Source organism: Cupriavidus basilensis (assembly GCF_008801925.2).
GTDB lineage: Bacteria > Pseudomonadota > Gammaproteobacteria > Burkholderiales > Burkholderiaceae > Cupriavidus > Cupriavidus basilensis.
Genome location: NZ_CP062803.1, coordinates 764,138 through 783,282 on the forward strand (window position 1 = coordinate 764,138; position 19,145 = coordinate 783,282).

Consider the following 19,145-nt stretch of genomic DNA (forward strand, 5'->3'; position numbering starts at 1 on the left):
TCAGGGTTCGAGGCTGACCGTGCCTGCAGGCACGGCGGAGCGGCGCTGGCGCCAGGCTTTCACCTTCAGGCGCCAGCGGTCCAGCGTCAGGTACACCACGGGCGTCGTGTACAGCGTCAGCAACTGGCTGACCACCAGCCCGCCGACGATGGAGATGCCCAGCGGCGCGCGCAGCTCGGCGCCGTCGCCGTGGCCGATCGCCAGGGGTATCGCGCCCAGCAGGGCGGCCATGGTGGTCATCAGGATCGGGCGGAAACGCAGCAGGCAGGCGCGGTAGATGGCGTCACGCGGCGACAGGCCCTCGCGCCGCTCGGCGTCGATGGCGAAGTCGATCATCATGATGGCGTTCTTCTTGACGATGCCGATCAGCAGGATCACGCCAATCAGCGCGATGATGCTGAAGTCCGTGCCAGAGGCCAGCAGCGCCAGCAGCGCGCCCACGCCGGCCGACGGCAGCGTGGACAGGATGGTGAGCGGATGCACATAGCTCTCGTACAGCATGCCGAGCACGATATAGATGGTGATCAGCGCGGCCAGGATCAGCAGCGGCTGGCTCTTGAGCGAATCCTGGAAGGCCTTGGCGCTGCCCTGGAAGTTGGCCTGCAGCGTCTCCGGCACGCCAATGCGCGCCATCGCGTCCTTGACCATGTCGGTCGCCTGCGACAGCGAGACGCCCTCGGCCAGGTTGAAGGATATGGTGGAGGCCGCGAACTGGCCCTGGTGATTGACGCCCAGCGGGGTGCTGGTGGGCGCGAAGTGCGCGAAGGCCGACAGCGGCACCCGCTTGCCGCCGCCCGTGACCACGTAGATATCCTGGAGCGCATGCGGGCCCTGCAGATACTCGGGGCTGAGCTCCATCACCACCCGGTACTGGTTGAGCGGATTGTAGATGGTGGACACCAGGCGCTGGCCGAAGGCATCGTTGAGGATCGCATCGATCTGCTGCGCGGTGACGCCGAGCTTGGACGCGGTGTCGCGGTCGATGATCACCGAGGTCTGCAAGCCCTTGTCGTTGGTGTCGGTGTCGACGTCTTCCAGCCCCTTGAGGTTGGAGATGGCCGCGCGCACCTTGGGCTCCCACTCGCGCAACACGTCGAGATCGTCCGACTGCAGCGTGAACTGGTAGGCCGAGCTGCTCTGGCGCCCGCCAATGCGGATGTCCTGCACCGAGGTCAGGAACAGGCTCGCGCCAGGCTCCTTGGCAAGCTTGACGCGCAGGCGCGCCACGATGGCATCGGCGGACTCGCGCTCGGACAGCGGCTTGAGCGTGACGAACATCTGGCCGGTATTGCGTTGCGAGCCGCCGGTGAAGCCGGTGACATTGACCACCGCCGGGTCGGATTGCACGATCTTGATGAAGTTATCCAGCTTGGTGCGCATGGCCTGGAACGAGGTGGCCTGGTCGGCGCGGATAAAGCCGATCAGGCGCCCCGTATCCTGCTGCGGGAAGAAACCCTTGGGCACGATCGTGTAGAGCCAGACATTGAGGCCGATGGTGGCCAGCAGCACCAGCCACACCAGCGCGCTGTGGCGAAGCGCCACCGCCAGCGTGCGCGAGTACCCATTGTGCATCCAGGTGAACACCCGCTCGCTGGCGCGGTAGAGGCGGCCCTGGCGCTCGGGGCGCACCGGCTTTAGCAGGCGCGCGCACATCATCGGCGTGGCCGTGAGCGAGACCACCAGCGAGACCAGGATCGCCACCGACAAGGTGATGGCGAACTCCTGGAACAGCCGCCCGACGATGCCGCCCATCATCAGCAGCGGGATGAACACCGCGATCAGCGACAAGCTCATCGACAGCACCGTGAAGCCGACTTCGCGCGAGCCCTTGAGCGCGGCTTCGAGCGGCTTCATGCCTTCCTCGATGTGCCGCGAGATGTTCTCCAGCACCACGATGGCGTCATCCACCACAAAGCCGGTGGCGACCGTGAGCGCCATCAGCGACAGGTTGTTGAGCGAGAAGCCGGCCAGGTACATCACCGAGAAGGTGCCGATCAGCGACACCGGCACCGCCACGCTGGGGATCAGCGTGGCGCGCACGTTGCGCAGGAACAGGAACACCACCATGATCACCAGCGCCACCGAGATCATCAGGGTGTGCTCCACCTCGCGCAGCGAGCCGCGGATGGTGGGGGTGCGGTCCATCATCACTTCCATCTTGATGGCCGACGGGATCATCTGCTGCAGCGACGGCAGCATCTCGGTGACGCGGTCCACCGTCTCGATGATGTTGGCGCCGGGCGAGCGGTTGAGCACCAGCAGCACCGAGGGCTGGCCGTTGGCGGAGCCGGCGTTGCGGATGTCCTGCACCGAGTCCGTCACCCGCGCCACATCCGACAGCCGGATCGGCACCGCGAAGGAGTTCGGGCCGCCGCTGTTGCTGTTGCCGCCGGTGGCACCGGTGGTAATGGTGGTGGTGCCGCTGCTGGTGGTCAGCGTGGTGGTGGTGACGCCGTTGACGGTCTTGGTGCTCACGCCGCCGCCCGCGGTGGCATTGGCCGTGCTGGCGATCAGCGCACCGGCCGAGGCCGACGAGTAGGTGCCCGGCGTGGCGTAGCGGATGATCAGCGGCATGTAGTCCGCCGCCTTCATGGCCTGGTCGTTGGCGTAGACCTGCCAGTTGGTGGTGGTGTTCTCGAGCGAGCCGAGCGGACGGTTGGCGTTGGTGGCGCTGATGGTGTTGCGCACGTCCTCCAGCGAGACACCGTACTTGTTGAGCGCCGTGGGGTTGAGTTCCACCCGCACCGCCGGCAGCGACGAGCCGCCGATGGTGACCTGGCCCACGCCCTCGATCTGCGACATCTTCTGCGCCAGGATGGTCGAGGCCGCATCGTAGAGCTGGCCGCGCGTCATGGTGGGCGAGGTCAGCGCGATGATCATGATCGGCGCATCGGCCGGGTTGACCTTGCGGTACGTCGGGTTGCTCGGCAGGCTGGTGGGCAGCGTGGCGCGCGAGGCATTGATGGCGGCCTGCACGTCGCGCGCGGCGCCGTCGATGTCGCGCGAGAGCTCGAACTGCATCGTGATGCGGGTCGAGCCCAGCGAGCTGCTGGAGGTGATCTCGGTGACGCCGGCAATGGCGCCCAGGGCGCGCTCCAGCGGCGTGGCCACGGTAGCGGCCATGGTTTCGGGGCTGGCGCCAGGCAGCGAGGCGGACACCGAGATGGTGGGGAAATCCACCTGCGGCAGCGGCGACACCGGCAGCAGCCGCAGCGCCGCCAGCCCCGCCAGCAGGATGCCGATGGTCAGCAGCGCGGTGGCAACCGGGCGATGGATGAATGTGGCCGACAGGTTCATCACGGCCTCGGCTCCGGAGCTTGCCCGGCTTCATTGCCACCTGCGCTGCCACCTTCGCCACCACCTGCGCCACCACCCGTGTCGTCGCCAAACCGGCGCTGGCGCCAGGCTTTCAGGCGCGTTGCCACGCTGTCGAACGCCAGGTAGATCACCGGCGTGGTGAACAGCGTCAGCACCTGGCTGACCAGCAGGCCGCCCACCATGGTGATGCCCAGCGGGCGGCGCAGCTCCGAGCCGATGCCGGTGCCCAGCATCAGCGGCAGCGCCGCCAGCAGGGCCGCCATGGTGGTCATCAGGATGGGGCGCAAGCGCAGCAGGCAGGCCTGGAAGATCGCCTCGCGCGGCGCCATGCCGCCCTCGCGCTCGGCCTCGAGCGCGAAGTCGATCATCATGATGGCGTTCTTCTTGACGATACCGATCAGCAGGATGATGCCGATGATCGCGATGATGCCCAGGTCCTGGCCCGAGACCAGCAGCGCCAGCAGCGCGCCCACGCCGGCCGAGGGCAGGGTGGAGAGGATGGTCACGGGATGGATGGTGCTCTCATAGAGCACGCCCAGCACGATGTACATCGTGATCACCGCGGCCAGGATCAGCCACAGCGTGTTGGACAGCGAAGCGCGGAAGGCCAGCGCGGCGCCCTGGAAGTCGGTCTGCATCGAGATCGGCAGGCCGATTTCCTGCTCCACCTTGGCGATCTTGTCGACCGCGGCGCCGAGCGATTCGCCCGGTGCCAGGTTGAACGAGATGGTGGCCGAAGGGAACTGGCCCTGGTGGTTGATCACCAGCGGCCCGGTGCGCTCGCTGATGCGCGCGAACGCGCCCAGCGGCACCTGCCCGCCGGAGGAAGAGGGCAGGCGCAGCTCCGCGAGCGACTGCGGGTCGGTGCGGAACTGCGGCATGGCCTCCAGTACCACGCGGTACTGGCTCGCCTGCGTGAAGATGGTCGACACCAGGCGCTGGCCGAAGGCGCTGTACAACGCGCTGTCGATCACCGCGGTGGTGATGCCAAAGCGCGCCGCGGCGTCGCGGTCGATATCCACATAGGCGCGCAGGCCGTTGTTCTGCTGGTCGCTGGCCACGTCGCGCAGTTCCGGCTCCAGCTTCAGGCGCTCGACCAGTCTCGGCACCCAGGTGGCCAGCGTGGCGGGGTCCGGGTCCTGCACGGTGAACTGGTACTGCGTGCGTGCCACGCGGTCCTCGATGGTCAGGTCCTGCACCGGCTGGGTGTAGAGCGAAACCCCGCCGAGCTTGTCGACCGCGGCCTGCAGGCGGCGCGTCACGTCCTCGATGGAGTCGCTGCGCTGGTCCTTGGGCTTCAGGTTGATCAAGAGGCGCCCGGCGTTGAGCGTGGTATTGGTGCCGTCGACCCCGATGAAGGAGGACAGGCTCTCCACCGCCGGGTCTTCCAGCACCACTTTGGCCACGGCCTGCTGTTTGAGTGCCATGGCGGGGAACGAGGTGGTCTGGGACGCTTCGGTAATGCCCTGGATCACGCCGGTGTCCTGCACCGGGAAGAAACCCTTGGGCACCAGCATGTACAGCAGCACGGTCAGCACCATGGTGCCGACGGCGACCAGCAAGGTGAGCTTCTGGCGATCCAGCACCCATTCCAGCGCGCGGCCGTAGCGGTCGATCACCTTGTCAAAGAAGCGGCCGGTGGCGCGGTGAAAGCGCGAGAGCTTTTCTTCGGGCACATGGTGCAGCAGGCGCGCGCACATCATCGGCGTGAGCGTCAGCGAGACCACCGCCGAGATCAGGATCGACACCGCCAGCGTGATGGCGAACTCGCGGAACAGGCGCCCGACCACATCGCCCATGAACAGCAGGGGGATCAGCACGGCCACCAGCGAGAACGTCAGCGAGATGATGGTGAAGCCAATCTGCTTGGAGCCCTTGAGCGCCGCCTCCATGGGCGAGTCGCCCTTCTCGATGTAGCGCATGATGTTCTCGATCATCACGATCGCATCGTCCACCACGAAGCCGGTGGCAATGGTCAGCGCCATCAGCGTCAGGTTGTTGATCGAGAAGCCCGCCAGGTACATCACGCCGAAGGTGCCGACCAGCGACAGCGGCACCGCCACGCCCGGGATGATGGTGGCGGGCACGTTGCGCAGGAAGACGAAGATCACCATCACCACCAGCGCGACCGCCAGCAGCAGCTCGAACTCCACGTCGCGCACCGAGGCGCGGATGGTGGTGGTGCGGTCGGTCAGCAACTGCACCTTGACCGAGGCCGGCAGCGCGTTCTGCAATTGCGGCAGCAGGGCCTTGATGCGGTCCACCACCTCGATCACATTGGCGCCGGGCTGGCGCTGGATGCTCAGCACGATGGCCGGCTTGTCGTTGGCCCAGGCCGCCAGGCGGCTGTTCTCGGGCCCGTCGACGATGTTGGCCACATCGGTGATGCGGATCGGCGCGCCGTTCTGGTAGCCGACGATGATCTGGCGGTACTCGTCGGCGGACTTGAGCTGGTCGTTGGCGTCGATGGTGGAGGCGCGCGCGGGGCCGTCGAAGCTGCCCTTGGCGCCGTTGACGTTGGCGCTGCCGATCGCCGTGCGCAGGTCATCGATCGACATGCCGAGCGCGGCCAGCGCGGTCGGGTTGGCCTGGACGCGCACCGCCGGGCGCTGCCCGCCGCTGATGCTCACCAGCCCCACGCCCTGCAGCTGCGAGATCTTTTGCGCCACGCGGGTGTCCACCATGTCCTGCAGCTTGGGCAGCGGCATGGTGTCGGACGTCATGGCCAGCGTCATGATCGGCGCGTCGGCCGGGTTGACCTTGCTGTACACCGGCGGCATCGGCAGGTCCGCCGGCAGCAGGTTGCCGCCGGCGTTGATGGCGGCCTGCACCTCTTGCTCGGCCACGTCCAGCGACAGCGTGAGCTCGAACTGCAGCGTGATCACCGAGGCGCCGCCCGAGGACGACGACGACATCTGCTTGAGGCCCGGCATCTGGCCGAACTGGCGCTCCAGCGGTGCCGTGATGGACGAAGTCATCACATCCGGGCTGGCGCCCGGATACAGCGTGGTGACCTGGATGGTCGGGTAGTCGACCTCCGGCAGTGCCGACAGCGGCAGCAGCTTGAAGGCCACCAGGCCCGACAGCAGGATGGCGACCATCAGCAGCGCGGTGGCGACCGGCCGCTCGATGAACAGGCGTGAGGGATTCATGCTGGGTCCTTACTGCGGCCGCTGGGGCGCCGCGCCCGCCGGGGCGCCAGCGCTGCCGCCGCCATCCGTTGCCGCGGCGCTCGCACCGTCGCGGTGACGCCGCCCTTCACCGTGCGCACCCGAGGCGCCCGGCACGCCGGAAGCGCCGGCCGCGCCGCTGGCGCCACCATCGCGGCGCCGTCCGCGCCCGCGTGGCGCGCTGGCCGGCACCAGCGCGGCGGCGCGCGCCGCCGGGTCCACGGTTTCCACCGTCATGCCTTCCTTGAGCCGGTCGGCACCGTCGACCACCACGCGCTGGCCGGGCTGCAGGCCCTTGGTCACCACGGTGCGATCGCCGTCGCTCGTGCCGAGCGCGACCACCTGGACCTTGACCTTGCTGCTGTCGTCCACCACGTAGACAAAGGTGCCTTGCTGGCCGCGCTGGATCGCCGCCACCGGTACCACGGTGGCGTCCTCGATCGTGTCCACCTTGGTGCGCATGTTGACGAACTGGTTCGGGAACAGCAGGCCGTCCTGGTTCTGGAAGATTGCCTTGAGCTTGACCGTGCCGGTGGTGGTGTCGATCTGGTTGTCGGTGGTCAGCAGCGTGCCATCGGCCAGGCGGTTGCGGGCCTGGCGGTCCCAGGCCTGGACGGGAATGGTCTCACCCGCGTGCAGGCGCTTGAGCACCGACGGCAGGTTGTCTTCAGGAATGGTGTAGAGCACCGCGATCGGCTGGATCTGGGTGATCAGGGCGATGCCGTTGGTGTCGCTGGTGCTGATGATATTGCCCGGGTCGACCTGGCGCAGGCCGATGCGGCCAGAGACCGGCGCGACGATGCGGGTGTAGCCCAGTTGCAGGCGGGCGCTGTCCACGTTGGCCTGGTCGGTCTTGACCAAGCCTTCATACTGGCGCACCAGGGCGTCCTGGGTGTCTACCTGCTGGCTGGAGATGGAGTCCTGGCTGAGCAGGGTGCGGTAGCGCTTCTGGTCCAGGCGGGCGTTTTCCAGCAAGGCGCGGTCGCGCGCCAGCGTGCCCACGGCCTGGTCCAGCGTGGCCTGGAACGGGCGAGGGTCGATCTCGGCAAGCACGTCGCCGGCCTTGACCATCTGGCCCTCCTTGAACAGGACCTTGAGCAGAGGGCCCGACACCTGGGCCCGCACGGTCACATTGGCCACGGGCGTGACATTGCCCAGGCCGTTGAGGATGACGTCCATATTACGCTTGGCCACGGTGCTGACCACCACCGGCGAGCGCTGGCCGCCCGGACCCCCAGGGCCGCCGGGTCCACCGGGGCCGCCACGGCTGCCGTTAGCGCCGCCGGGCGCACCCGCGGCGCCGGCGGCGGGCGTACGATGCTTGTACCAATACCAGCCGCCGCCGGCCAGCAGCAGGATCAGCGCGGCGGCGATCAGTTTGCGGCGGCGCGAGGCAGCTTTGGGCGGCAGTGGCAGCTTAGCCGGTTGATGTTCTTCGGGGTTGGCCATGACCGGATCCTGGGAGCGACGCGTCGACAAAGACGCGTTCGAACGATTTTCGGGGTTTGAGAGGCAGAAGTATGCCGCAATGCCGTCGGCACGTGCCGCTGGCAGCACGCGGCGTCATGCGCAATTGCGCGCTGGCCGGGCGGCGTCGGGCGGGGCCGTCCTGACCGGCGACCGCCGGCAACGGCAACATAAGCGAAGCATAATGCGCCTTGGCGGCGCCCATGTTTCAGCGCGGGCGACCAATCTTACAAATCATTACCAGCAGGCCGGGTGTAATGCCCTGAAACAATTCGCCCGGATTGCCGCGTCCAGCCTAGCTATCATCTGCCTATGCGAGCCAATCAGCCTACCCAGATCCTCGTCGTCGACGACGATCCCGAACTCCGCGACCTGCTGCGCGAATACCTCACCCAGCAGGGCTTTGCCGTGTCCGTGCTGCACGATGGCGAAGGCTTGCAGGCACGCCTGGAGCGCGAGCGCCCCGCGCTGGTCGTGCTCGACCTGATGATGCCCAAGGTGGATGGGCTGACCGCATTGCGCAACCTGCGCGCCAAGAACGACGACATTCCCGTGATCCTGCTCACCGCGCGCAGCGACGAGATCGACCGCATCGTCGGGCTGGAGATCGGCGCGGACGACTATCTCGGCAAGCCATTCTCGCCGCGCGAGCTGCTGGCGCGGATCAATGCCGTGCTGCGCCGCAAGCTGGCCCGCCCCGCGGCCGCGCCGGAAGACCGCGAGGGCATGGCGTTCGGGCCATTCCGCGTCAACTTCCGCCAGCGCTCGCTGGTGCGCGGCGGCGACCCGGTGGCGATCAGCGATACCGAGTTCGCGTTGCTCAAGCTGCTGTTGATGCACCCGCTTGAGGTGCTGTCGCGCGAGCGCATCGTGGAGCTGATGTACGGCACCGCGAGCGGCATCAGCGACCGCGGAATCGACGTCCAGATCTGGCGCCTGCGCCGCCTGCTGGACGAAGACGCCCAGCGGCCCCGCTACATCCAGACGGTAAGGGGGCGCGGTTATACCTTCGTGCCTGACGAAGCTGAAGACATTGCCCAATGAAGCTGCGCATCGATACGCTGTTCGGACGCATCGCGCTGCTGATCGCAGCGGTGCTGGTGCTGAGCCATTTCTCCTGGCTCGCCATCCTGCGCATGGATCGCCGCCAGCAGCAGGTGGATTACTCCGTCGAGCAGATGATGTTCCAGTTCGAGAGCATCCAGCGCGCGCTTGCAGCCCAGCCGCCCGTCAAGCTGCCAAGCCTGGTGGAGGTGGCCAGCGAGGCCAGCGCGGCCGAGCACACGGTGGCGGCCAAGGGCCGGGCGCGCCGGCTGGTCGAGCAGTTTTCCCAGCGCATGCCGCCCGGGACGCAGGTACGGCTCGAGGAGGACCAGACCACGCGCATCTGGGTCAAGCTGCCGCACCGGCAGGACTGGATCGCGATGCCGGCGCTGTGGGTGGTCAACCCGCCGCCCGACAACCGCCTGCTGCCTGGCGTGATCCTGGTGGTCGGCGTAGCCATGGCCGTGGCCCTGTTGATTGCCTGGCAGATCCAGCGCCCGGTGCGCGACATGGCCGCCGCGGCCGAGCAGCTGTCGCGCCAGCACACCGTCAAGCCGCTGCGTGAGCGCGGCCCGCACGAGCTGCGCCAGTTGATCGTGCGCTTCAACCGCATGATGGCTGACCTGACCCGCATCGACCAGGAGCGCAATACGATGCTTGCCGGCATCGCCCACGATCTCAAGACGCCGCTGGCGCGTCTGCGGTTGCGCGCCGAGATGCTGGCCGACCCCAAGGCCGCGGCCGGCGTCACGCGCGATGTCGAATCCATGTCCGCCATCGTCGAGCAGTTCCTGACCTTTGCCCAGAGCGGCGAACCCGTGGCGCGGCCGGTGCCGGTCGATCGCCGCATCGGCGAGCTGGCCGCCTCGCTGGCCGAGCAGGACAAGTCGGTGGAGGTCTCGCTGATGGCAGGCGAGGGCTTCCGCATGATCGCCACCCAGCTCGACCGTATTGTCGGCAACCTGGTCGACAACGCCTATGCCTATGGCGCGGCGCCGGTGCTGCTCAGCACCTCGCGCCAGGCCGATGGCTGGCACATGGTGGTGGAGGACCACGGCGAGGGCATTCCGCCCGATGCCATGGAAAAGGTCACCCTGCCGTTCGTGCGGCTGGACCCGGCGCGCGGCGGCAATGCGCACTCGGGCCTGGGCCTGGCCATCGTCGACCGGCTGGTGCGCCAGGCGGGCGGCCGCCTGGTGCTGGCAAACCGGGACGAGGGCGGCTTGCGGGTGGAAATGGTGTTTCCGTTCGCGGCGCTGGCACAAGCGGCCTGAGCGCCGGCCGCAGGCCGCCGCACAGCGGCGTCCCGGCTCGTATCAGATCTGGAACACATTGATGCGGTTTTCCCCTGCGCGGGGGCTGCCGGCTGACGCCATGGCCACGCGGGCCATATGCTGGCTCGCGTGGTACGCAGCTTGCTGCGAGTAGTTGCTCTGTGCGCTTTGGCAACGCGTAGCGCCAATCCAGTGGATCAGGAGACGCATCATGGCAACGTTCGTCACGCTTCTAAACTTCACCGACCAGGGAATCCGTACCGTCAAGGACACAACCAAGCGCGCCGCGGCTGTTCGCGAAATGGCAAAGGCAAGCGGCATTGAAATGAAAGATATCTTCTGGACGCTCGGGCAATATGACCTGGTAGCGACCTTTAGCGCGCCTGACGAGGCCACCATGACCGCATTCGGCCTGGCCCTGGGCATGGCGGGCAACGTCCGCAGCCAGACGCTGCGTGCCTTCTCCGCTGACGAGATGAACGGCATCCTCAGCAAGCTGCCGTAGCCACTTGCCAGCCGGCATGAAAAAGCCCGCATCATCGTGCGGGCTTTTTGCTGTCTGATTCGGCGTTCAGGCGCCGGGCGCCTTTTTCTTCTCGCCGATGCGGCTTTCCTTGCCGGCCAACAGCTTTTCGATGTTGGCGCGGTGCCGCACCACCAGCAGCACGCTGATCGCGAATACCGCGCCGGCGATCACGTCCACACCCGACATCAGCACGTAGAAGAAAGGCGCAAAGACCGCCGACACCAGCGCCGCCAGCGACGAGTAGCGGAAGAAGAAGGCCACGATCAGCCAGGTCGCCATCGTGCCCGCGCCCAGCAGCGGGTCAATGGCAAACAGGATGCCGGCCGCGGTGGCCACGCCCTTGCCGCCCGCAAAGCGGAAGAACACCGGGAACAGGTGGCCCAGGAACACCGCCACCGCCACCAGCGCGATGCCCGTGTCGTCGACCCCGTACGCCGGGCCGAAGCGCAGCGCCAGCCAGACCGCCAGCCAGCCCTTCAAGGCATCGCCGATCAGCGTCAGGATGGCGGCCTTCTTGTTGCCGCTGCGCAGCACGTTGGTGGCGCCGGGGTTGCCGGAGCCATAAGTGTGCGGATCGGGCAGGTGCATGGCCTTGCTGACCACGACAGCAAAGGAAATGGAGCCGATCAGGTAGGCGGCTAGTGCGAAGATCAGATTGGCCATGTGGGAATTGGGGGTTTTAGGCTGGCGGGATTGTAGCGTGGAAGGGAGATGAGGGGCGTTGAGGGGGGGCTTTTGTCGGCGGCGTTGGCGTTTGGACCCAAGTGCCGTACGACATCGCCCTTGCTTGCTTGGTCGCTGTTTCTTTGTGCGGTGTTGGTTTTTGGACCCAAAAGCCATACGACATCCCCCTGCGGGGGCTGCCGTATGGCCCTTGGGTGCAAAAACCAACGCCGCTGAAATAAACAGCGACCAACCCCGCAAGGGAGATGTCGTACGGCACTTGGGTGCAAACGCCATCGCCGCTCAAAGAAACAGCGACCACCCCATCATCCCAACCCCTCAATCCCTCAATCCCTCAACCCACACTCCACCACCTCCGCCCCCACCAACGTCTTCAAAACCTGCGGATCAATACTAACCAGATACCCCCTGCGGCCCCCATTGATATAGATCCGCTCCAGCGCCAACACACCTGCCTCAACAAAAACCGGCATCTGCTTGCGCGTCCCGAACGGTGACGTCCCGCCCACCAGATACCCGCTATGCCGCTGCGCCACCTCGGGCTTGCAGGGCTGCACGCTCTTGTGCCCGGTTTGCCGCGCCAGGTTCTTGGTAGACACCGAACAGTCGCCATGCATCAGCACGATCAGCGGCTGCGCACGCTCGTCTTCCATGACCAGGGTCTTGATCACCGCATGCTCGTCCACGCCGAGCTGGCGGGCGGACTCCCCCGTGCCGCCATGCTCGACGTAGTCATAGGCATGCTCGCCGAAGGCAACGCCATGCCGCTTGAGGAACTGGGTGGCCGGGGTTTCCGAAACGTGTTTGGACTTGCTCATGATGGATGACGGATCGCGATGACCGCGCGGGCAACCTAGCCGCGCGGATGGTGGTGCTGGTGCAGCTCGCGTAGGCGCTCGCGCGCCACGTGCGTGTAGATCTGCGTGGTGGAGATATCGGCGTGCCCCAGCAGCAACTGCACCACGCGCAGGTCCGCGCCGTGGTTGAGCAGGTGGGTGGCAAAGGCATGCCGCAAGGTGTGCGGTGACAGCGGCGCGTAGATCTCGGCTTCGCGCGCGTGGCGCTTGATCAGGTGCCAGAAGGCCTGGCGCGTCATGCCGTCGCCGCGTTGGGTGACGAACAGCGCTTCGCAGGCACGCTCGCCCAACAGCGCGGGCCGGCCTTCGGCCAGGTAGCGGCGCAGCCAGTCGCCGGCTTCGGTGCCAAACGGCACCAGGCGCTCCTTGTTGCCCTTGCCGCCGACCACGCGCGCCACGCCTTCGTTCAGGCTGATCTCGATGGTCTTCATCTGCGTCAGCTCGGACACACGCAGGCCGCTGGCATACATCAGTTCCAGCATGGTGCGGTCGCGCAGGCCAAGCGGCGTGGCGGTGTCGGGTGTCTCCAGCAGCGCCTCGACCTGGGCTTCGGTCAGCGTCTTGGGAAAGCGCGGCGGCTGCTTGGCCGGGCGCAGCAGCAGGCAGGGGTCGGCCGTGATCATGTGCTCGCGCAGCGCCCACTGGAAAAAGCGCTTGAATACCGTCAGCCGCCGGTTGGCGGACGAGGCGCGGGTTTCCAGGTGGCGCGAGGCGAAGTAGCCGTTGAGGGCGGTGTCGTCCACCGCCAGCAGCGCGCAGGTGCCCGAGGCATGCAGCCAGCGCGACAGCAGCGCCAGGTCGCGCCGGTACGCGTCGATGGTGTTCTGCGCAAGGCCGTCTTCGAGCCACAGCGCGTCGCAGAAGCGGTCGACCAGGGCCAGGTCGGCGAGCAGGGCGGGGCTGTCCTCGGTGTCGATGGTGTCCATGGCGGCGCTGCCGTCTTCGAGGCCGTCTTCGAGGTCGTCGATATGGCCGCTGTCGCCGCCGTTGTCACCGTCGTCAGTCTGCGCAATGTCGTTCATGCCAGCATCACCCCTTCATGGCGCAGCAGCCAGCGTTTGATGTCAAGGAAGAAGCCGTCGCCGTCATGGTTGGCAAAGCCGCCGATGCCGCTGGCGCCAACCACGCGATGGCAGGGAATCACCAGCGGGAAGACATTCGCGCCGCACGCCTGCCCGACCGCGCGCGGCGCGCTGGCGATCTGCCGCGCCACCGCGCCATAGGTGGTGACCTTGCCGCGCGGCACGTTCGAGATCGCTTGCCAGACCCGGCGCTGGAACGCGCTGCCGACCGGCGCCAGCGCAATATCGAAGCGTGCATCCGGATCGGCGTAGTAGGCCTCCAGCTGCCGCGCCAGGCGTTGCGTGACCGCGTTGGCCGGCGCGACGAGCCGCATGCTCGGGGGCAGGTAGACGATCTCGCGGATGAATTCGCCGTCGGTGCGCACGCCGATCTTGCCGAAAGGGGCTGGGAGGATGGCGTCGAAGATGGAGTCCATGGCAGGGGTGGGAAGCGCGAGCCTGGATTTTAGAGCATGGCGGCGGCGCCGGGATGCGCGGTGGCGTGTGGGGCGCACCGCAGAGGGCCATGCAACCACTTGACTGGGGTTTCCCCTTCCTTGAGTTCTGGTCTGGCTTATTATTTAATTCAATCTGAATTAATTAATGCCGTAGCCAGACGCACCGCCGCCGCCACCCGGTGCGCAGCGTGATGCAAACGGCACTCATAACAGCATTCGGAGACGACATGAACAGTGTCAAGGCCGGCCGCGGCGTGAATTCCGCCAGTTTGCGGCTGTACAACGAGCGTGCCCTGCTGCTGGCGCTGCGTCATGCCGGGGAGGCGTCCAAGGCGGATCTCGCTCGCATCGCGCAGCTCACCAACACGGCGGTGGGCAGCATCGTGCAGACGCTCACCGAGGATGGCCTGATCCATGTGGCCGGCCGCCGCCAGGATGGGCAGCGCGGCCAGCCGGCCAGCCTGATCCGCCTGCAGCCCAAGGGCGCGTTCGGCATCGGGGTCCGGCTGGACCGCGGCAGCATCGAGTGCGTGATGGTGGACTTCGGTGGCGAGATCCTCGCCAGCCGTGCCCACCAGATGGTCCTGCCCCACCCGGAGCAAGCGCTGGCGCTGGTGCGCGACGACGTGGCCGAACTGCGTGCGCTGCTCACGCCGGCCGAGCGCAAGCGCCTGCTTGGCATCGGCGTGGCCCAACCTTACAACCTGGGCGCCTGGCTGCGCGAGCTGGACCTGCAGGACGAGGCATCGCAGGCCACCTTCCGCGCCTGGGATGCCGTGGACTTTGCCGCGGCGCTGTCGGATGCCACCGGCCTGCCGGTGTTTGGCGAGAACGACGGCACCGCCGCCGCCGTGGCTGAGCTGTTCTACGGCAGCCATCACGCGCAGAGCTTCCTCTATGTCTTCGTCGGCCCGGCCATCGGCGGCGGCGTGGTGCTCAACGGAGACTGCGTGCGCGGCGTGTCGGGCAATGCCGGCGATATCGGCATGATGCCGGTGCAGCCCAGCACCCTGGCCTCCGCGCCGCGCACCGGCAAGCGGCGCGACATCCTGCTGGCGCGCGCCTCGCTCAACGCGCTGACGCGCCACCTGCGCTACCACGGCGTGGCCATCGACGGCCATGCCGACCTGGAAGCGCAGGTGCGCGGCCAGCATCCGGCGGTGGCGCAGTGGCTGGACGACTGCATCGATGCGCTGGCGCCCGCCATGCAATCCGCGCTCGCGGTGCTCGACGTGCCGCTGATCATCCTTGACGCCGATATCGACGGTGGCCTGGTGCAGGCGCTGATCGAGCGCCTGCAAGGCGAGCTGGACGACGGCGCGCCCGAGGCACGGCGAGCGCCACGCGTGGTGCGTGGCTGCTTTGGCGCCAACGCCGGCGCGGTCGGTGCCGCGTCGCTGCCGATGTTCATGAATTTCTCGCCGCGGGCCGACATGCTCAAAGGCGCATCCGCCATGATTCCGGAGGCCAACCATGCCATCGTCTGATCTGTCCGCTTCGGCTGTTTCGGCAACTTCGGCTGCTTCGTCCGATACGTCCACCAAGGCGCCGCTGCTGGCGCTGCGCAATATCTGCAAGACCTTCCCCGGCGTGCGCGCGCTGCGCAACGTCGAGCTCACGGCCTACGCCGGCGAGGTCCACGCCTTGATGGGCGAGAACGGCGCCGGCAAGTCGACGCTGATGAAGATCCTGTCCGGCGCCTACACGGCGGACCCCGGCGGCGAATGCCATATCGACGGGCAACGGGTGCAGATCGATGGGCCGCAATCCGCGCGCGACCTTGGCGTGGCGGTGATCTACCAGGAGCTGAGCCTGGCGCCCAACCTGAGCGTGGCCGAGAACATCTACCTGGGCCGCGCTCTGCAGCGGCGCGGGCTGGTGGCGCGCGGCGACATGGTGCGCGCCTGCGCGCCCACGCTGGCCAGGCTCGGCGCGGATTTCTCGCCCGCGGCGAACGTGGCGAGCCTGTCGATCGCGCAGCGCCAGCTGGTGGAAATCGCGCGGGCCGTGCACTTCGCGGCGCGCATCCTGGTGATGGACGAGCCCACCACGCCGCTGTCCACGCACGAGACGGATCGTCTCTTCGCGCTGATCCGCCAGTTGCGCGGCGAAGGCATGGGGATTCTCTATATCAGCCACCGCATGGCCGAGATCGATGAGCTGGCCGATCGCGTGACCGTGTTGCGCGACGGCTGCTTCGTCGGCACGCTGGACCGCGCGCACCTGTCGCAGGCGGCGCTGGTCAAGATGATGGTGGGGCGTGACCTGTCAGGCTTCTACACCAAGACGCACGGCCAGGCGGCCGAGCGTGAGGTGATGCTGTCCGTGCGCGACGTGGCCGATGGCCGGCGCGTCAAGGGCTGCAGCTTCGACCTGCGCGCCGGCGAGGTACTGGGGCTGGCGGGCCTGGTCGGCGCGGGCCGCACGGAGCTGGCGCGGCTGGTGTTTGGCGCCGACGTGCGCACGCGCGGCGAGGTCCGCATTGCCGACCCGGCCAACCCCGCCGGCGCCGGCGGGCTGGTCACGCTGCCGGCCGGCGGCCCGCGCCAGGCCATCGATGCCGGCATTGCCTACCTGACCGAGGACCGCAAGCTGCAGGGCTTGTTCCTGGACCAGAGCGTGCACGAGAACATCAACCTGATCGTGGCCGCGCGCGACGCATTGGGCCTGGGCCGCCTGAACCGGAGCGCCGCGCGCCGCCGCACGGCCGAGGCCATCGACTCGCTGGGCATCCGCGTGGCGCATGCGCAGGTCAACGTGGGCGCGCTGTCCGGCGGCAACCAGCAGAAGGTGATGCTGTCGCGGCTGCTGGAAATCCAGCCGCGCGTGCTGATCCTGGATGAGCCCACGCGTGGCGTGGACATTGGCGCCAAGTCGGAGATCTACCGGCTGATCAACGCGCTGGCCCAGAGCGGCGTGGCGATCCTGATGATCTCCAGCGAGCTGCCCGAAGTGGTGGGCCTGTGCGACCGCGTGCTGGTCATGCGCGAGGGCGTGCTGGCCGGCGAGGTGCGCCCCGCCGGCAGCGCGGCCGAGACCCAGGAACGCATCATCGCGCTGGCCACCGGCGCGGCCGCGCAGCCGGCGCCCGCGTGGGCTGACGTGCCGCGCGCTGCCACCGCCAACGCAACCGGCATCACGCTGCACTGAGGCAGGGCGCAGCCTGTGCGCCGCCCGCAAGAGACAAAACGATCGACGCCGGACCGCAACGCTGCGCGGCCGCCGGCGCAGGAGACAACCATGCATGAATCCATTACGCGTCCCGCCGCATCCACTGGCGCTTCATTGCCCGCGGCCACCCTTGGCCGCCTCACCACCCAGGAGCGCCTGCGCGCGCTTGGCATGCTGCCCGTGCTGGTGCTGCTGTGCGTCGGCTTCTCGGTGCTGACCGAGAACTTCGCCGGCTGGCAGAACCTGTCGATCATCGCGCAGCAGGCCTCCATCAACATGGTGCTGGCCGCGGGCATGACTTTCGTGATCCTGACCGGCGGTATCGATTTGTCGGTGGGCTCCATCCTGTCGATCTCGGCGGTGGTGGCGATGCTGGTGTCGCTGATGCCGCAGCTCGGCATGCTGAGCGTGCCCGCCGCGCTCTTGTGCGGCCTGCTGTTCGGCATCGTCAACGGCGCGTTGGTTGCTTTCATGAAACTGCCGCCGTTCATCGTCACACTGGGCACGCTGACGGCGGTGCGCGGGCTGGCGCGGCTGGTCGGCAACGACAGCACGATCTACAACCCGGATATCGGCTTTGCCTTTATCGGCAATGGCGAAGTGCTGGGCGTGCCCTGGCTGGTGATCATCGCCTTTGCCGTGGTGGCGGTGTCGTGGTTCGTGCTGCGCCGTACCGTGCTGGGCTTGCAGATCTACGCGGTGGGCGGCAATGCCGAGGCGGCGCGCCTGTCCGGCATCAAGGTGTGGGTCGTGCTGCTGTTCGTGTACGCGGTGTCCGGGCTGCTGGCGGGACTGGGCGGCGTGATGTCTTCCGCGCGCCTGTACGCGGCCAACGGGCTGCAGCTTGGCCAGTCGTACGAGCTTGACGCCATCGCCGCGGTCATCCTGGGCGGCACCAGCTTCGTGGGCGGCACTGGCTCCATCGTCGGCACGCTGGTCGGGGCGCTGATCATCGCGGTGCTGTCCAACGGACTGGTGCTGCTGGGCGTGTCCGATATCTGGCAGTACATCATCAAGGGGCTGGTGATCATCGGCGCGGTGGCGCTCGACAGCTATCGCCGCAAGGGCTCGGCGCGCACGTGAGGCGTGCGTGACCTGACCACCGGCTACTGGAGACACGATATGTCCAAGCAATACCTGGCGGCACTGGCGATGGCGGCAATGAGCTTGCTGTGCGCCGGCGCAGCCGCACAGAACGCGCCGGACGCCGCACCGGCGAGCGAGGCCGCGCAACGGCCGCTGAAAAAAGTCGGCGTCACGCTCGGCTCGCTCGGCAACCCGTACTTTGTCGCGCTGGCGCATGGCGCCGAAGCCGCCGCCAAGAAGATCAACCCGGATGCCAAGGTCACGGTGCTGTCCGCCGACTATGACCTCAACAAGCAGTTCTCGCATATCGATAGCTTTATCGTGTCGAAGGTGGACCTGATCCTGATCAACGCGGCCGATGCGCGCGCCATCGAGCCCGCGGTGAAGAAGGCCCGCAAGGCCGGTATCGTGGTGGTGGCGGTGGACGTGGCGGCGGCGGGCGCCGACGCCACGGTGCAGACCGACAACACGCAGGCCGGCGAACTGGCCTGCGCCTTCCTCGCCGAGCAGCTGGGCGGGCGCGGTAACCTCATCATCCAGAATGGCCCGCCGGTGTCTGCCGTGCTGGATCGCGTGAAGGGCTGCAAGACGGTGCTGGGCAAGCACCCCGGCATCCACGTGCTCTCCGATGACCAGGATGGCAAGGGCTCGCGCGAGGGCGGCCTCAATGTCATGCAGCTTTACCTGACCCGCTTCCCCAGGATCGACGCGGTCTTCACCATCAACGACCCGCAGGCTGTCGGCGCTGACCTGGCCGCGCGTCAGCTGAACCGCCGTGGCATCCTGATCGCGTCTGTCGACGGCGCGCCCGATATCGAGGCCGCGCTCAAGGCCAACACGCTGGTGCAGGCCTCGGCCAGCCAGGACCCGTGGGCCATCGCCCGCACCGCGGTGGAGATCGGCGTGGGGCTGATGCATGGCCAGGCGCCCGTAAACCGCACCGTGTTGTTGCCGCCCACACTGGTGACGCGAGCCAATGTGAACGCGTACAAGGGCTGGGCGGCGCCGCGCTAGCGGGGCGGCGGCCCG

The 19,145-nt window shown here is 67.6% G+C and carries 15 protein-coding genes; 7 read left to right on the forward strand and 8 right to left on the reverse strand.

Annotated features, from left to right (window positions below; all coding sequences use genetic code 11):
* The 3 genes from F7R26_RS03455 to F7R26_RS03465 are packed head-to-tail and all read right to left on the reverse strand — an operon-like array spanning position 1 to position 7,937.
* Positions 1–3,297: an efflux RND transporter permease subunit gene (locus F7R26_RS03455; protein WP_150992728.1), complete on the reverse strand. Its 3,297-nt coding sequence runs from the start codon at positions 3,295–3,297 to the stop codon at positions 1–3.
* A complete protein-coding gene (locus tag F7R26_RS03460; RefSeq protein ID WP_150992724.1) occupies positions 3,297–6,470 on the reverse strand; it encodes an MdtB/MuxB family multidrug efflux RND transporter permease subunit in 3,174 nt (1,057 codons plus the stop codon). Before F7R26_RS03460 ends, F7R26_RS03455 begins: the two co-directional genes overlap by 1 nt.
* 9 nt (positions 6,471–6,479) lie before the next feature.
* Complete coding sequence (locus F7R26_RS03465) at positions 6,480–7,937, reverse strand: MdtA/MuxA family multidrug efflux RND transporter periplasmic adaptor subunit (RefSeq protein WP_193692125.1); 1,458 nt, start codon at positions 7,935–7,937, stop codon at positions 6,480–6,482.
* 330 nt (positions 7,938–8,267) lie between these two features.
* On the opposite strand from F7R26_RS03465, the gene F7R26_RS03470 reads away from it, so the two are divergent.
* Both F7R26_RS03470 and F7R26_RS03475 read left to right on the forward strand, forming a co-directional pair.
* Positions 8,268–8,999 carry a response regulator gene (locus F7R26_RS03470; RefSeq protein ID WP_150993434.1) on the forward strand — a complete coding sequence of 244 codons (732 nt, stop codon included), beginning with the start codon at positions 8,268–8,270 and terminating at the stop codon, positions 8,997–8,999.
* A complete protein-coding gene (locus F7R26_RS03475) occupies positions 8,996–10,273 on the forward strand; it encodes an ATP-binding protein (RefSeq protein WP_150993436.1) in 1,278 nt (425 codons plus the stop codon). Before F7R26_RS03470 ends, F7R26_RS03475 begins: the two co-directional genes overlap by 4 nt.
* 42 nt (positions 10,274–10,315) lie before the next feature.
* On the opposite strand, the gene F7R26_RS03480 is transcribed toward F7R26_RS03475, so the two are convergent.
* Entirely contained in the window at positions 10,316–10,486 is a 171-nt protein-coding gene (locus tag F7R26_RS03480) for a hypothetical protein (RefSeq protein WP_170302034.1), read from the reverse strand.
* Here F7R26_RS03480 and F7R26_RS03485 point away from each other — a divergent pair.
* Positions 10,485–10,778 carry a GYD domain-containing protein gene (locus F7R26_RS03485; protein WP_150993438.1) on the forward strand — a complete coding sequence of 98 codons (294 nt, stop codon included), beginning with the start codon at positions 10,485–10,487 and terminating at the stop codon, positions 10,776–10,778. The genes F7R26_RS03480 and F7R26_RS03485 overlap by 2 nt on opposite strands.
* A 66-nt stretch (positions 10,779–10,844) precedes the next feature.
* Here F7R26_RS03485 and plsY read toward each other — a convergent pair whose 3' ends face one another.
* The 4 genes from plsY to F7R26_RS03505 all read right to left on the reverse strand — a co-directional run bounded on the left by plsY (position 10,845) and on the right by F7R26_RS03505 (position 13,838).
* Complete coding sequence (plsY, locus tag F7R26_RS03490; RefSeq protein WP_150993439.1) at positions 10,845–11,462, reverse strand: glycerol-3-phosphate 1-O-acyltransferase PlsY; 618 nt, start codon at positions 11,460–11,462, stop codon at positions 10,845–10,847.
* A gap of 347 nt (positions 11,463–11,809) precedes the next feature.
* Positions 11,810–12,301 (reverse strand): aminoacyl-tRNA deacylase, encoded by a 492-nt coding sequence (locus F7R26_RS03495; protein ID WP_150993440.1) that lies wholly within the window; start codon positions 12,299–12,301, stop codon positions 11,810–11,812.
* Between the two features lie 35 nt (positions 12,302–12,336).
* On the reverse strand, positions 12,337–13,266 hold the full coding sequence (gene xerD / locus F7R26_RS03500; protein ID WP_150993446.1) for a site-specific tyrosine recombinase XerD: 930 nt from the start codon (positions 13,264–13,266) through the stop codon (positions 12,337–12,339).
* Between the two features lie 92 nt (positions 13,267–13,358).
* On the reverse strand, positions 13,359–13,838 hold the full coding sequence (locus tag F7R26_RS03505) for a methylated-DNA--[protein]-cysteine S-methyltransferase (protein WP_150993442.1): 480 nt from the start codon (positions 13,836–13,838) through the stop codon (positions 13,359–13,361).
* Positions 13,839–14,086: 248 nt separating this feature from the next.
* On the opposite strand from F7R26_RS03505, the gene F7R26_RS03510 reads away from it, so the two are divergent.
* The 4 genes from F7R26_RS03510 (at position 14,087) to F7R26_RS03525 (ending at position 19,130) form a co-directional block, all read left to right on the forward strand.
* Complete coding sequence (locus F7R26_RS03510) at positions 14,087–15,346, forward strand: ROK family transcriptional regulator (protein WP_150993444.1); 1,260 nt, start codon at positions 14,087–14,089, stop codon at positions 15,344–15,346.
* Positions 15,333–17,009 carry a sugar ABC transporter ATP-binding protein gene (locus tag F7R26_RS03515; RefSeq protein WP_241754409.1) on the forward strand — a complete coding sequence of 559 codons (1,677 nt, stop codon included), beginning with the start codon at positions 15,333–15,335 and terminating at the stop codon, positions 17,007–17,009. The genes F7R26_RS03510 and F7R26_RS03515 overlap by 14 nt, the downstream gene beginning before the upstream one ends.
* Positions 17,010–17,099: 90 nt before the next feature.
* Positions 17,100–18,113: an ABC transporter permease subunit gene (locus F7R26_RS03520; protein ID WP_241754410.1), complete on the forward strand. Its 1,014-nt coding sequence runs from the start codon at positions 17,100–17,102 to the stop codon at positions 18,111–18,113.
* A 78-nt stretch (positions 18,114–18,191) separates the two neighbouring features.
* Positions 18,192–19,130: an ABC transporter substrate-binding protein gene (locus F7R26_RS03525; RefSeq protein ID WP_416351320.1), complete on the forward strand. Its 939-nt coding sequence runs from the start codon at positions 18,192–18,194 to the stop codon at positions 19,128–19,130.
* Positions 19,131–19,145: the final 15 nt, after the last annotated feature.

Bases quoted from the DNA above. Each gene is read 5' to 3' on its own strand.
- F7R26_RS03520 (WP_241754410.1), top strand. From the start codon at position 17,100: ATGCATGAATCCATTACGCGTCCCGCCGCATCCACTGGCGCTTCATTG.
- F7R26_RS03455 (WP_150992728.1), bottom strand. From the start codon at position 3,297: ATGAACCTGTCGGCCACATTCATCCATCGCCCGGTTGCCACCGCGCTG.
- plsY (WP_150993439.1), bottom strand. From the start codon at position 11,462: ATGGCCAATCTGATCTTCGCACTAGCCGCCTACCTGATCGGCTCCATT.
- xerD (WP_150993446.1), bottom strand. From the start codon at position 13,266: ATGGACACCATCGACACCGAGGACAGCCCCGCCCTGCTCGCCGACCTG.
- F7R26_RS03460 (WP_150992724.1), bottom strand. From the start codon at position 6,470: ATGAATCCCTCACGCCTGTTCATCGAGCGGCCGGTCGCCACCGCGCTG.
- F7R26_RS03475 (WP_150993436.1), top strand. From the start codon at position 8,996: ATGAAGCTGCGCATCGATACGCTGTTCGGACGCATCGCGCTGCTGATC.
- F7R26_RS03510 (WP_150993444.1), top strand. From the start codon at position 14,087: ATGAACAGTGTCAAGGCCGGCCGCGGCGTGAATTCCGCCAGTTTGCGG.
- F7R26_RS03480 (WP_170302034.1), bottom strand. From the start codon at position 10,486: ATGATGCGTCTCCTGATCCACTGGATTGGCGCTACGCGTTGCCAAAGC.
- F7R26_RS03465 (WP_193692125.1), bottom strand. From the start codon at position 7,937: ATGGCCAACCCCGAAGAACATCAACCGGCTAAGCTGCCACTGCCGCCC.
- F7R26_RS03515 (WP_241754409.1), top strand. From the start codon at position 15,333: ATGCCATCGTCTGATCTGTCCGCTTCGGCTGTTTCGGCAACTTCGGCT.
- F7R26_RS03470 (WP_150993434.1), top strand. From the start codon at position 8,268: ATGCGAGCCAATCAGCCTACCCAGATCCTCGTCGTCGACGACGATCCC.
- F7R26_RS03495 (WP_150993440.1), bottom strand. From the start codon at position 12,301: ATGAGCAAGTCCAAACACGTTTCGGAAACCCCGGCCACCCAGTTCCTC.
- F7R26_RS03505 (WP_150993442.1), bottom strand. From the start codon at position 13,838: ATGGACTCCATCTTCGACGCCATCCTCCCAGCCCCTTTCGGCAAGATC.
- F7R26_RS03525 (WP_416351320.1), top strand. From the start codon at position 18,192: ATGAGCTTGCTGTGCGCCGGCGCAGCCGCACAGAACGCGCCGGACGCC.
- F7R26_RS03485 (WP_150993438.1), top strand. From the start codon at position 10,485: ATGGCAACGTTCGTCACGCTTCTAAACTTCACCGACCAGGGAATCCGT.